Source organism: Aphanizomenon flos-aquae FACHB-1287 (genome assembly GCF_014698755.1).
Taxonomy (GTDB): Bacteria; Cyanobacteriota; Cyanobacteriia; order Cyanobacteriales; family Nostocaceae; genus Dolichospermum; species Dolichospermum flosaquae.
This window is the reverse complement of the sequence record NZ_JACJTO010000013.1, coordinates 1-13,287: the sequence shown is the minus strand read 5'-3', so window position 1 is coordinate 13,287 and position 13,287 is coordinate 1. Positions and strand designations below refer to the sequence as shown.

The following is a 13,287-nucleotide window of genomic DNA, read 5'->3' as shown; positions in this document are numbered from 1 at the left end:
AATTTGGCACTTTTATTAGTCAGTATTTTCTATTACTTAATATCTCCTATAGTACCTCTTACTATATCTCTCACAACTCTGATTAATCCTAAGTTTTTTTAAATAAACATATTTATTATTATTATATATCAACTTCATAATCTCAGTATTTTCTAATATTTTTCATTGGGTGAGGGGTAACACCCTCACCTTTAATAAGGTATAACTAAGAGAACCTAGAAAAAAGTAATTAATAGTAGTATATATAGGACTAATATTTGATTTTTTAAATATATGTAGGCTAGGTATTTCCCAGCCCACTTAGACTACTTAAAATTTTTCAAATATCATTTATGATGCCTATAGCAACTAAAAATTATCATGTGTTTAACTATTAGGACAATTATTAGATATGCAACAAATTCCATCAGAAAAATCATGTTTAACATTCATAGTAATTGATGACCACGAGTCAGTTTTAAATGGGACAGTAGAAATTTTACGAAAAAACTATCCTAGTGCTGAATTTAATACAGCTACAAATGCTAGTTATGCTTTTGAGCAAGTTATTAATTACCAACCTGACCTCCTAGTAATGGATCTTTCCATACCAGAAAAACCGGAAATGACAGCGAAAGTTGATATAGGTATTCAACTTCTTAAGGTTTTGATGGAAAATTATTCCCATTTAAATCTTGTTGTTCAAAGTGCCCATGTGAAAACATTAATCCGCATTCGTCCTTATATTGATAATCATAAAGGAGGCTTTACTGTCGCTGATAAAAGTCTTCCTACCCAGGAAATGTTAACTAGAGTTGATTGGGCATTACAAGGCTTAACTCACACCAAAGATATCAAAGGAATTCATTCAGGTTTAGAGGTGAAACCAGAATGGTTGAAAGTGCTGGAATTAGCTTTTGAAGAAGGATTACAAGATAAAGTAATTGCTAAAAATATGTGCATATCTGAACGGATGGTACGTCATTATTGGAGTAAGTTACAAGACGCTTTAAATATTTACCCAGAAGAAGGTAAAAATATCCGTATTCAAACAGAAATGAGAGCTAGAGCCGAAGGATTAATTGATTAATTAACTAACAAATAAAGTTAGTAGAATCAATAATATGTTTTCCATTATTAAGGTTTTGAGATTGGAATAAAAGCTTATGCAAACTCAATTTTGGAAAAACCTACAGGAAGAAATTTATTTTGTTTCTGTAGGCAAATTATCAGAAGTCATCATTACTAGTTTTAGTCTAGTATTGATTAGTCATTTCTTATTAACTTGGGGTTGGTCATTTTCTATATTTCCAGCAATTTTTGTTATAGTTGTAAACGGTATTAGTCTTATGTCTTTATATCAATATAATCAAACAATTAAATCTGGAATTAAAGCTCGTAAAACCATGATTGAAACTACATTTGAAACAATTCACAATGGTCCATTACAAACTCTAGCTAAAATTTTACGTCTCGTCAAAAGAAAAGATTTACCCATTAATAATTTGCTACCTTTAATAGAACAAGAACTTGAAGAATTAAATCAAGAGTTACGAGGAATATATGAATTTTGGCAACAAGAAACTCTTAATCAAGATACTAGCCTTTATTTAGGAAGTAATGTAGTTATAGATTTGCGAAACCCTTTACCTGAAATTCTCTATCAAGTTTATACCTATACCTTAGAACGGGATTTTCCCTGTTTCAAAACCCTCAAACTAAAAATCCATAGTTTTGAGCCTATAGATGAAAGTAGTTTGAGTATTGAAAATAAGCGAGGACTTTGCAGATTTTTAGAAGAAGCCCTATGTAATGTTGGTAAACACGCCATAGGTATCACTTGTTTACAAGTTAATTATTCAGTAGAAAAAGGACTTTACACCCTGAGAATTATAGATAATGGTTTAGGAATTTACCCGTTAAAAGAAGGTTGGGGAACAAAACAATTTAAAAATTTAGCCAAACAAATTCAAGGTAAATTTAGGCGAGTTCACCTTGAAAATCAAGGTACTATTTGTGAGTTATCTTGGCCTTTGCCAAATTCTGCCCAGTGGCAATAAAAACCAGGAAAATTAGAAAATGTTGTGTTTTCCTTCTGCTCAAATAGCTAACTGTGCCAATACTGTGCCAAGATAGAGAATCAGGGACTATATTCAGCAAAAGGAAAGCTAAAAACCGCCGTGCAGATTACATTTTTAGGGACGAGCTCCGGTGTACCTACAAGATCACGCAATGTTTCCAGCGTGGCAATGAGATTGCCACAACGGGCAGAAATGTGGTTATTTGACTGTGGGGAGGGAACTCAACATCAAATTTTGCGGAGTGAATTAAAAATTAGCCAACTATCCCGAATTTTTGTCACCCATATGCACGGTGATCATATTTTTGGCTTAATGGGATTGTTGGCTAGTTGCGGTTTAGCAGGTAATGTAGACAAAATTGATATCTACGGTCCACAGGGCTTAAATGAATACTTACAAGCCGCTTCCCGTTACTCCCATACCCATTTTTCCTACCCAATTAAAGTGCATACTGTTCAACCGGGGATAATTTATGAAGATAGTGAATTTACTGTCACCTGTGGTCTTCTACATCACCGTATCCCCGCTTTTGGCTATCGAATAGCAGAGAAAGATAGAAGCGGACGTTTTGATATAGACAAAGCCAAAGCCCTACAAATTCCTTCAGGCCCTATTTATGGACAACTTAAACGCGGTGAGACAGTCACCTTAGCAGACGGAAGAGTAATTAATGGTAGTGAATTATCTGGTCCAATAGAAATTGGCCGAAAAATTGCCTATTGTACGGATACGGTTTATTGTGATGGTGCAGTACAATTAGCTCTTGATGCAGATGTATTAATTCATGAGGCAACTTTTGCTCACCAAGATTCAGAAATGGCTTTTCAAAGGCTACATTCTACAACTACAATGGCGGCACAAACCGCTTATGTTGCCGGAGTTCGTAAACTAATTATGACACATTTTAGCCCCCGTTATGCTCCCGGTAATACTATTGAATTAAAAGATCTACTTAAAGAAGCAAAGGCAATTTTTCCTAAAACAATTATGGCTCATGATTTTATGGTTTATGATGTTCCTCGTAGACGCGAAATTGAATCAAGTTTGATTACCTAATCTACTCTATAATTTTCATTTATTCCTAATTTATCGCCCTCTAATTATGACCAATATTCCCCAAATTGGACAACCTGCACCGGATTTTTCGACCCCAGACCAAAACAATAATCTAGTCAATATTGCTGATATAAATCAGTGGATAGTTCTCTATTTTTATCCTAAAGATAATACACCGGGCTGCACCACCGAAGCTCAAGACTTTACAAAATTATCCCCCGAATTTACCACAGTGGGAGCAAAAATTATCGGTGTTAGTCCAGATTCTGCCACATCTCATTGTAAATTTATAGACAAACATAATTTATCAATTACCCTATTAACTGATCCTGAACATCAATTAATAGAGGCCTATGGTGCATGGCGTTTAAAGAAGTTTATGGGTAAAGAATATATGGGAGTTGCCCGTTCAACTTTTCTGATTTCACCTGATAAAATTATCGCCTATATTTGGCCTAATGTCAAAACAAAAGGTCATGCCGAATCTGTACTCAAAAAAATCAAGGAATTAGCAGCTATTTAAAGTTTTACGGTCTGATTTGTCAGATTTTATTGATATAGCTGTGATTTCTCCTCCTTAGATATTTGATTTTTCAAATGTTAATTAATTTAAACTTTACTTGACTGAATTATGTTAATGAAATAATATAACCATTCAAACCTTATACAATAGAAATATCAATTCTATTATTTGTATAATGGTTCAATTCATCCAAGCGCAAAACATAGGCATTGCCTATTTAGAAGCAAAATTTAGTCTAAAACAAACCAACAATGAAGCATTTTTTCCTGAATGGTTAGAAAATCTGCCAGAAATATCTGATTTAGAAAAGCAATATCTAGACAAAGTAAAATTGCATTTTCTCAGATTAGCTAAATATCCTCCTTTATCGGAAGAAACAGTCAAGTTAGTAGTTTTATCTCCCTTACTCAGTTTAGCTGGATTTTATGATGAACCTTTCTTTATTAGGAGTGAATCATCAATAGAAATCGCAGTCGAAAATGAAGACGAAGTTATCAGAGGTAAAATTGATGTTTTAGTTATCCAACAACAATTATGGTTATTAGTAATTGAATCTAAAAGAACTACTTTTTCTCTCTTAGAAGCCATACCTCAAGCACTTACTTATATGCTGGCTAATCCTCATCCTACAAAACCTCTATTTGGATTGGTAATGAATGGAAGTGATTTTATTTTTATCAAATTTTCGCAAATTAATCAAGCCCAATACGCTTTGTCTGATCAATTTACACTCTTGAAGCGAGAAAACGAACTTTATCAAGTTTTCCGAATCTTAAAAAAACTAAGTCAAATTTTGAATTAACCATTAATTAATTATGTCCAGTCGTCCTATCTACCTCGATTGTCATGCTACTACCCCCGTTGATGAAAAGGTAATGGCTGCTATGATTCCCTACTTTACAGAAAAGTTTGGCAATGCGGCTAGTATTAGCCATATTTATGGTTGGGAATCAGAAGCCGCTGTTAAACAAACACGGGAAATTTTAGCAGCAGCAATTAACGCAACTCCAGAGGAAATTGTTTTTACCAGCGGTGCAACGGAAGCAAATAATTTAGCCATTAAAGGAATTGCTGAAGCTTATTTCCAGAAAGGTCAACATATTGTCACTATTGCCACGGAACATAAAGCAGTTTTAGATCCTTGTGAATATTTAAAAAATCTGGGTTTTAATCTCACAGTTTTACCAGTAGAAAAAGATGGATTAATTGATTTAAATCAGTTAGAAAAAGCCTTGCGTGATGATACAATTTTAGTATCTATAATGGCTGCCAATAATGAAATTGGGGTTTTACAACCAATAGCCGAAATTGGCGAAATCTGTCGTCAACGGCAAATTATTTTGCACACAGACGCAGCCCAAGCTATTGGGAAAATACCTTTAGATGTGGAAGAAATGAATATTGATTTAATGTCTCTCACAGCCCATAAAGTTTATGGACCAAAGGGTATTGGGGCTTTATATGTTCGCAGACGTAACCCAAGAGTCAAAATTGCTTCCCAACAACATGGAGGAGGACATGAAAAAGGAATGCGTTCTGGGACGTTATATACACCACAAATTGTCGGTTTTGGTAAAGCTGTAGAAATTGCCATAGCCACTCAAGAAACCGAAAATCAACGATTAACAGAACTAAGAGAAAGATTGTGGAAACAGTTATCTACTTTAGGAGGAATTTATATCAATGGACATCCTCAAAAACGATTAGCAGGAAACTTAAATATTAGTATTAAAGATGTAGATGGCACTGCACTTTCTTTAGGTTTACAATCAATAGTAGCTGTATCTTCTGGTTCTGCTTGTTCCTCCAATAATGTTGCTCCTTCTTATGTGTTGAAAGCCTTAGGACACTCCGATAAATTAGCTTATGCTTCCCTACGATTTGGTATTGGGAGATTTAATACAGTCGAGGAAATTGACCAAGTTGCCCAACGGATAATTTCTACTGTTCAAAGTTTAAGAACTGCGTCAGTAGTTAGTTGTTAAAAACAGCCTAAAAACCATGATACTCCTGATAGTAGTATCAATACCAATCAAGTTAGGAGAAAGTGATAATTTAGGCAAAAACATGACCTCCAGTCTTGTTGTTTGAGAATAACTTATATTTCAGAGCATTAATTGCCTATGAGGTACAAAGTTGAATGATAAAACTCTTGTGGTGCGGGCATCTTGCCCGCTAGATATGTACCTTATAACACCGGGAATGGCTGTAAGTTGTTTTTCTGACTAGAATGTTACTAATATAACAAAACAGGATATTTGCTGGTTTAATTAATCTGGAAATATAAAGAAATAATTAAAAATATCTAAAAATTAAATAAATTGTTATTACAGAACTATGCAAATGGGAATAAAGAGTGTATATTGGTTTCAACTTCAGTATACCGAAAGATTTATAGTCTACCAATTATGGGATACCCCCCAGTTCATCTTAGTTGTGAACTTGGGGGTATCTGTGTTTTATGTGACACTTATCGCCAACCTAACCAACGTAAGCAAGGGACAATGAGGTAATGGCTTATACTCAGGGAAAAGCTGACTAAGATACTCACCAGACTAAAAAAACCTAGAAGTAAAAATAGATCAAACGCGGTCGGTGAACTGGTAAAATGAAATAACTGCAACCCTAACCCTAAACGCGCGAAAATGGCTATCAAGTTAGCAGTACCTAAACCCGCGACAACAGCATAAGCGATTTGGTGAGTACGAAGGCCTAAACCCAGGGTTAAGAGGGGAAGTGAGATTAAAATCCAGATTATTAGGCTTTCTGTAAGATTTTCGCTGGTGATGAATTGACACGCTATCCAGCCTAAACTATAACCAATTAAACTCATTAAAGCTGTGATCAGAAATCGCCGCTTTTGTTCAAAACAGCCTGATAGGGTTAACCCCCAACCTGTTCCTAAACCTGCAAAAGCATATACTATGGTTTCTTTAACTACATAAGGTTGATTTTTAACTAATGTTGGTAATTGATAGACTAATTCTAGCCAGCGATCGCCTAAACTAGTGTGGTAAGCTAGAATAAAACCGATTATAGTCCCGATTCCCGCGCAGATGCTTGTGAGTATCATTACCCAAATAGTCACTAAACTAGCTAATAAAAACTTGCATATTCCCTGAATAATAGATAGAGTAGTATTACCTATAAATTGAGCAAATTCAGTAATTAATACTACTACAGATTTACCAATAGACTTCAGTAAACCTTTACCCAATGGTGGAGAAGCAATTTTAAGTAATCTTTTGTGAATAATATCTGCATGGGCTGGACGCAATCGTATATCATCCTGTACCATTTCATCTAATAGATCTGCTAAATCTAGTTTAATCTGTCGATGGTTACGCCATTGCAACTTACCAGTTAATCCGTCTTCCAACTCTGAAGGATACTTACCCGTAATTAGTTGAATCATAGTCCGACCCAAAGCATAAAAATCTGCCGATGGTCCAATATTACCGCCGCGAATTTGCTCCTGGGGACTATAACCGGACGAGTATAGGCGCGTAGAACTAGAGTGCGATCGCCAAACAGAACCGCTCAATTGTTTAGCACCTCCGAAATCAATTAGCACCAATTGATCATTTTTACTAGGGGCTGCGGGAGTAGAACTACGCAACATTAAATTAGAAGGTTTAATATCTCGGTGAATAATTTGACGTTGATGTAATTCCCGTAAAATCATCACAGCTTGAATAAACCAACCTAATACCAAATCTTCAGAACAACCTTGAGGAGAATTTATTAATACCTCCTCCAAAGTATAACCATTGATTTTTTCCATCACCAAACATGGTAATTGATGGGGTTTAGGATTAGCTAAATTGATTTGAAAATAACCGTCACTCTCAACTATAGGCACTCCAGAACTACGGAAACTACTTAAAACCTCCGCTTCTTGAATAAACAATTCCAGAGCCTTAGGTGAAGTTTCCACCAGCACCTTGAGGACCTTTTCTGTTTGTGTCTTTTCATCCCAAATAGTATAAATTTGGGCAAACCCTCCCGTACCTAGAGGTTTAAGAGGGAAATAGCGGTCTAATAGATGCAGAGGTGCGCCACAACTGTGACAGAACTTATTACCCCTGGGTTGGGGATAAGGACGTTGACAATCAGGATTGATACAGTGAACCGCAAGATGTTCATTCACTAAGGCTTTTGAGAATTATGATCTAAAAAATGCTCAGTTGATGGTTAAAATAGATATTGACTAATTTTTGATGATCAAAAATCAGGTTATCAAATTTTTGGGAAAGATGCTCAATTAATGCCCAATTATAGCACATTATTACACAAATTGCGCGTACAAACCTACCCTAGTCATTCTTAAATATCTGAATACAACAGGATTTTATTCCCAACTCCCACTATAATTTACGACTTGGCTAGGAAATCGGTCATAAATCAAATTAGATTATTATATGTAACTATTAAAAACTCACAAAAGTTATAGTTAGACAATAACAATTAATGGCAGTCAGATTTTAGCAGCCACCGGAAGTGGGAAAATAAAATCATGAGAACAGAAGACTTAGAGAGGAAAAGCCGATAATATGCACTTGAGTGAAATTACCCATCCTAACCAGTTGCATGGTTTGTCAATTCGGCAGTTAGAACAAATTGCCCGTCAAATTCGTGAAAAGCACTTACAAACAGTAGCAGCCTTTGGAGGGCATTTAGGGCCTGGTTTGGGAGTCGTCGAATTAACACTGGGACTGTATCAAACCTTAGATCTAGATCGGGATAAAGTCATCTGGGATGTAGGACATCAAGCCTATCCTCATAAATTAATTACCGGACGCTACAGTAATTTTGACACTCTCCGCCAAAAAGACGGCGTTGCAGGTTATCTCAAACGCTGCGAAAACAAATTTGATCATTTTGGTGCTGGACACGCCTCTACAAGTATTTCCGCCGCCTTGGGAATGGCTTTAGCCCGCGACTTAAAAGGGGAAAAATTCAAAACCGTTGCTGTTATTGGTGATGGGGCTTTAACTGGGGGTATGGCCTTAGAAGCTATTAACCACGCAGGACACCTACCCAAAACTAATCTACTGGTGGTTCTCAATGATAATGAAATGTCCATTTCTCCCAACGTGGGGGCGATTCCTCGTTATCTCAACAAAATGCGGTTGAGTCCTCCAGTACAGTTTCTCTCAGATGGAATTGAGGAACAGTTAAAACATCTTCCCTTTTTAGGTGAGTCTATTTCCCCAGAACTGGAACGCATTAAAGAAGGAATGAAACGGTTAGCAGTTCCTAAAGTTGGTGCGGTTTTTGAAGAATTAGGCTTTACCTACATGGGTCCAGTTGATGGACATAAATTAGAAGAGTTAATTGCTACATTCCAACAAGCACATCAAATTACTGGTCCTGTGTTGGTTCATGTAGTGACAACTAAGGGAAAAGGCTATGAAATAGCGGAAAAAGATCAAGTAGGCTACCATGCCCAAACTCCCTTTAATTTAGGCACAGGGAAAGCGATTCCTTCCAGTAAACCTAAACCCCCTGCTTATGCTAAGGTCTTTTCTCATACTCTAGTGACACTGGCAGCACAAAATCCTAAAATCGTCGGTATTACAGCGGCTATGGCTACTGGTACAGGCTTAGATAAACTACAAGCGAAACTACCTCATCAGTATATTGATGTGGGAATTGCTGAACAACACGCCGTTACCTTAGCTGCGGGTTTAGCCTGTGAGGGAATGCGTCCCGTTGCTGCTATTTATTCCACTTTTTTACAACGGGCCTTTGACCAAATTATTCACGATGTTTGTATTCAAAACCTCCCTGTATTCTTCTGTTTAGATCGGGCGGGGATTGTTGGCGCTGATGGTCCAACCCATCAAGGAATGTATGATATTGCTTATCTGCGTTGTATTCCGAATATGGTGGTAATGGCTCCCAAGGATGAGGCCGAGTTACAACGGATGGTTGTTACTGGGATTAACTATACAGATGGACCGATTTCTATGCGTTTCCCCCGTGGTAATGGTCATGGTGTCCCCTTAATGGAGGAGGGTTGGGAAGCTTTAGAAATTGGTAAGGGAGAAATTCTGCGTCAAGGTGATGATGTATTAATTCTCGGCTATGGTACGATGGTTTATCCGGCTATGCAAGCGGCGGAGATTCTCAGCGAATATGGAATTGAGGCAACTGTCGTTAATGCTCGTTTTGTTAAACCTTTAGATACTGAATTGATTTTACCTTTAGCTAAAGAGATTGGTAGGGTTGTAACTTTGGAGGAGGGTTGTTTAATGGGTGGTTTTGGTTCTGCTGTGGCGGAAGCTTTACTTGATGCTGATATTGTTGTACCTGTGAAGCGGATTGGTGTTCCTGATATTTTGGTAGATCATGCTACACCGGATCAATCTTTTGCTGCATTAGGTTTAAGTAGTCCTCAAATTGCCGAAACTGTTTTACAGGCTTTCTTTAGAAAACAGGTTGCTGCTATGGTGTAGTTTTTGTCTGAATGAGGATTTGCAGCGATACAGGATTTAATTATTTTGTATATGTTTGCTGGTCTTGTTTATTTTCCGAAGTTCAGGTAAAATGGCTGTAATATTGATTTTTTCGTTGGGAACTTCGGTCGCTTGCTGGGTAAGGGTTTTGGGAGTTTTTTTCTTGCTGTCGGTTGGTGGTTTTACTACTTTTTTCCTGACCCTCGGAAACTGTCTCTGGACACCTTGCTGGGTAAGGGTTTAAAATTGAGGGGTCCCCACTCGCTGGGGACATTAATTGAATGGAAACCAGCTATCAGCCGCTCGGCTACCTCTCCATTAATCTGAGTCCCCACTCGCTGGGGACATTAATTGAATGGAAACATACCTTGCTCAAAGGCACGACCATCAGCATAGTTGTGTCCCCACTCGCTGGGGACATTAATTGAATGGAAACTTGGTAAGCACTAAATGACATACTCAACGGGTTACGATTACGTCCCCACTCGCTGGGGACATTAATTGAATGGAAACTTCCCAATCTATGCCTAATTCCATTAAGCATTTGAATTTAAGTCCCCACTCGCTGGGGACATTAATTGAATGGAAACGATTTAATACTAGATGAATTAATCAACCAATCAATGATACGTCCCCACTCGCTGGGGACATTAATTGAATGGAAACGTTACAGGAAGTAATGGTACTAACTTAGGGGGGTTAGGTCCCCACTCGCTGGGGACATTAATTGAATGGAAACAAATGGGTTTTGTTGGCGGTAAGGTTTTAGAGCCTAGTTGGTCCCCACTCGCTGGGGACATTAATTGAATGGAAACCAACAGATAACTATCAGTGCCTCAACAGATAACTTTTATTTTGTCCCCACTCGCTGGGGACATTAATTGAATGGAAACTTTCGTTGACTTATCGGACAATAATTATCCGTCGCTATAACTGTCCCCACTCGCTGGGGACATTAATTGAATGGAAACTATACTCCAGGTATTCATGATCTTTAAGCATCCAGTCCCCACTCGCTGGGGACATTAATTGAATGGAAACTTGAGTGAAAAAAGATGTTAATTTTACCGTTAACTGCTTCGTCCCCACTCGCTGGGGACATTAATTGAATGGAAACATAACTAATGTTCTATCAAACGTATATTCAATTAAAGTCCCCACTCGCTGGGGACATTAATTGAATGGAAACTCTAACAGGAACTAAATCAAGGACGTATTTCCTACCACCCAAGTCCCCACTCGCTGGGGACATTAATTGAATGGAAACGTATATCCGCCGAAACTATAACGGGGTTAAGTTCTAATACCGTCCCCACTCGCTGGGGACATTAATTGAATGGAAACGATCTAATGTATTTCATGGTTGTCCTCTAATAGAATAAGTAATTAGGTCCCCACTCGCTGGGGACATTAATTGAATGGAAACCTAAGAATAGACTGAATATTGTTTTCATGTTTACAGTCCCCACTCGCTGGGGACATTAATTGAATAGAAACAAAAGCACAGATAGTATATTTCCCTGGTCTAATCAAGTACATACCAACTTGTTTCCTGTTCCCTAAAACTAAAAAACCTTATACCTCAAGAACATGAACCAAAAAACCCTTAAAAATCAACAAACCCACAATACCTAGCCACCAAACCAGCTAAAACTTGCAAATCTATCGGTTTAGAAATATACTCATTAACACCAGCAGCCAAACAAATTTCTCGATCTTCCTTCATCGCCCTTGCAGTTTGAGCAATAATCCCTATATGCTGATATTTAGGGTTTTCTCGTAATTGCTGCACCAAAATTAAACCATTAATATCAGGTAAACTCACATCCATTAAAATCACTCTTGGTTCTATTTCCCGCAGACTATTCCACATTTCCACCCCATTTTTTACCCAAATTACCTGATACCCCAATCTTCTTAAATAAATCCCCATTAATTCCCCATTTGCTAAGTCATCTTCCACTAGTAAAACTACTGGTGATAAAGTCATATTATAATTAGAACAAGGATAGCTAACTACCTCTAAATCATTTTCTGCGGTTGTTTCTATAGCCGCTAAAACCTTTCCCATGGGCTTGAGAGGTAGTAAAATACTAAAACGAGAACCTTGATTAGGTATAGATTCTAATTCTAAATAACCACCGTGAATTTCTGCCAATTTTTGAGTTAATACTAACCCTAAACCGGTCCCCTCATGACAACCAGCAGCGATATTTAAAACTTGACTATAGGGTTGAAATAATCGACACTGATCTTCATACAAAATACCTATACCAGTATCCCAAACCGTAAACCGTAAAAATCCATCTTGTTGAGAAATCTGTAAGCCAACACTTCCTTTTATGGTAAATTTAATAGCATTAAAAAGTAGATTTAATAACATTTGTTTAAGTCGCAAGGGATCAGCTATAATATTTTTAATATTTGCCTGAATTTCCAAACGAATTATTAAACCTTTATGAGCAGCTTTCTCTTTTACTAAAGCTAAAATATTTTTGCACAAAGTAGAAATATCAATAATTTCCCATTGAACTTCTAGATAATTGGCTTCAATTTTCGAGAGATCTAAAATATCATTAATTAATTCTAATAAATGCTTACCACTAGAGTAAATAATATTTAAATATTCTTGATGACGGATTTTCTCAGATTCGTATCCCTGTGCTAATAGCAAATGAGTAAAACCAATTATCGAACTCAGAGGAGTGCGGATTTCATGACTTGTATTCGCTAAAAACTGATTTTTGAGTTGATTTGTGCGTTCTAGTTCTTGATTAAATTTAGCTAAATGTTCATAATGTTGCTGGGAAGATTGTATTTGTCGAAATTGTCCTAAAGCTGTCCGAAAAATTTGGATAGTTTGTGTAATTAATTGTAATTTTAAAGGCAAAAAAGCATCTTTAAATAATTCATAATTCGGTAAAAAGTTGCTAATATTAATGATTAACCATCCTTTTATTCCTTGAGAATCCTCAAATAAATACCAAGCACTTTGGTGTTCTTGAGTCTCCATTTCTTGTATATCTTCGAGATAAATAGATTGATTTAATTTCAGAATTTTGTTATCAATTGCGGCAGAAGTGTTGAATGTTAAGAAAAGCCTGATAAAAATAGCCAAAAATATGTTAAATTTTGGGCGAAGGATTAAAATATTTTGATTAACCATGATCATAAACTCATTTCCCAA

At 36.8% G+C, this 13,287-nt stretch carries 9 protein-coding genes and 1 CRISPR repeat array; of the genes, 7 read left to right on the top strand and 2 right to left on the bottom strand.

What is annotated here, in order from left to right; translation table 11 throughout:
• The first annotated feature begins 391 nt into the window (after positions 1 to 391).
• From H6G44_RS08335 to H6G44_RS08310, 6 genes are all read left to right on the top strand, one after another.
• A complete protein-coding gene (locus H6G44_RS08335; protein WP_190386170.1) occupies positions 392 to 1,069 on the top strand; it encodes a response regulator transcription factor in 678 nt (225 codons plus the stop codon).
• A 76-nt stretch (positions 1,070 to 1,145) separates the two neighbouring features.
• A complete protein-coding gene (locus H6G44_RS08330) occupies positions 1,146 to 2,039 on the top strand; it encodes a sensor histidine kinase (RefSeq protein ID WP_190386171.1) in 894 nt (297 codons plus the stop codon).
• Positions 2,040 to 2,159: 120 nt separating this feature from the next.
• Positions 2,160 to 3,116 carry a ribonuclease Z gene (locus tag H6G44_RS08325; RefSeq protein WP_190386172.1) on the top strand — a complete coding sequence of 319 codons (957 nt, stop codon included), beginning with the start codon at positions 2,160 to 2,162 and terminating at the stop codon, positions 3,114 to 3,116.
• A 46-nt stretch (positions 3,117 to 3,162) separates the two neighbouring features.
• Positions 3,163 to 3,639, top strand: a complete 477-nt coding sequence (bcp, locus tag H6G44_RS08320) for a thioredoxin-dependent thiol peroxidase (RefSeq protein WP_190386173.1) — start codon at positions 3,163 to 3,165, stop codon at positions 3,637 to 3,639.
• Between the two features lie 175 nt (positions 3,640 to 3,814).
• Positions 3,815 to 4,441 (top strand): restriction endonuclease subunit R, encoded by a 627-nt coding sequence (locus H6G44_RS08315; protein WP_190386174.1) that lies wholly within the window; start codon positions 3,815 to 3,817, stop codon positions 4,439 to 4,441.
• Between the two features lie 13 nt (positions 4,442 to 4,454).
• Positions 4,455 to 5,624, top strand: coding sequence for an IscS subfamily cysteine desulfurase (locus H6G44_RS08310; RefSeq protein ID WP_190386175.1), 1,170 nt, complete (start codon positions 4,455 to 4,457; stop codon positions 5,622 to 5,624).
• A 485-nt stretch (positions 5,625 to 6,109) separates the two neighbouring features.
• Here the strand turns inward: H6G44_RS08310 and H6G44_RS08305 are convergent, their stop codons facing one another.
• Entirely contained in the window at positions 6,110 to 7,789 is a 1,680-nt protein-coding gene (locus H6G44_RS08305) for a serine/threonine protein kinase (protein ID WP_190386176.1), read from the bottom strand.
• A 403-nt stretch (positions 7,790 to 8,192) separates the two neighbouring features.
• Here H6G44_RS08305 and dxs point away from each other — a divergent pair, with 403 nt between their 5' ends.
• Entirely contained in the window at positions 8,193 to 10,100 is a 1,908-nt protein-coding gene (gene dxs, locus H6G44_RS08300; protein ID WP_190386177.1) for a 1-deoxy-D-xylulose-5-phosphate synthase, read from the top strand.
• A gap of 253 nt (positions 10,101 to 10,353) precedes the next feature.
• A CRISPR array of direct repeats spans positions 10,354 to 11,597; the repeat unit is 36 nt; unit sequence GTCCCCACTCGCTGGGGACATTAATTGAATGGAAAC.
• 109 nt (positions 11,598 to 11,706) lie between these two features.
• On the opposite strand, the gene hrmK is transcribed toward dxs, so the two are convergent.
• Positions 11,707 to 13,287: hybrid histidine kinase/response regulator HrmK (hrmK, locus tag H6G44_RS08295; protein ID WP_190595362.1), on the bottom strand; the 1,581-nt coding region annotated here is incomplete at its 5' end.